A 936-nucleotide genomic window follows, 5' to 3' on the forward strand; every position below is an offset into this window, starting at 1 on the left:
CCACCTACAAAGTATAGGTTAACATCCACTACAATTAGTTAATTAAATATTGTGTCCAGTTTTATGGGTACACATCAGACATTGCCCATCTTTTTTAATTAAATATTTACGTTCACGCTTTAAAGTAGTATAATTAGCAAAAGGAAGTGAGAATATGGCAGAAAAGTCTAAAGCAAAAAAAGAACATATCTTAATTGAAATAGCAAATTCTATTAGCCACGGCATTGGTGTTATCCTTGGAATTATTTTCTTGTTGATGTTAATTATTCCAAGTGCAAAAAATGGCGAGGTCTTAAAGACAGTTGCCTTTTCTATATATGGTGGATGCTTTATATTTATGTATTTAATGAGCACAATTTACCATGCCATTCAGCAGAAGGGAGCAAAAAAAATTCTTAGAATTTTCGACCACGTGTCCATATATTATTTTATAGCAGGAAGTTTTACTCCAATAATACTTTTACTTACAAAGGGAAAGTTTAGATTATTTTTTATAATTTTAATCTGGGCAATAGCAATTTTTGGAACAGTTTTTAAGATTGCTACATATAAAGATTATGACAAGTTAAAAACTATTTCTGTTATTATTTATATTGCCATGGGTTGGCTTTCTGTATTTTTAATTAAGCCAATTGTAGCAAATACAACTTGGAAGTTTATGCTTCTCTTAGTTTTAGGTGGCGTTGTTTATACTGCAGGAACTTATTTTTACAAATCAAAGAAGTTCAAAGGCAATCACATAATTTGGCACTTCTTTGTCCTAGCAGCATCAATAATTCACTTTATTGCCTTTTATCTTTATATTTCATAAAAAATTTTGGTTCATCAAATTGATGGACCAATTTTTTTGTAAAAAAATAAGGCTCTATAATATCTGTTGGGGAGTAAATCTCTAACAGATATTTTTATATAAAAAAATTGCACTTATACGCATTT

At 29.3% G+C, this 936-nt stretch carries 1 protein-coding gene; it reads left to right on the forward strand.

Features of this window, described 5'->3' with window-relative positions; translation table 11 throughout:
* Positions 1–154: 154 nt before the first annotated feature.
* Positions 155–811, forward strand: coding sequence for a PAQR family membrane homeostasis protein TrhA (gene trhA, locus WMO19_RS09815; RefSeq protein WP_349171684.1), 657 nt, complete (start codon positions 155–157; stop codon positions 809–811).
* Positions 812–936: the final 125 nt, after the last annotated feature.

The sequence above is a fragment of the Peptoniphilus hominis (ex Hitch et al. 2025) genome (genome assembly GCF_040096015.1).
GTDB lineage: Bacteria > Bacillota > Clostridia > Tissierellales > Peptoniphilaceae > Peptoniphilus_A > Peptoniphilus_A hominis.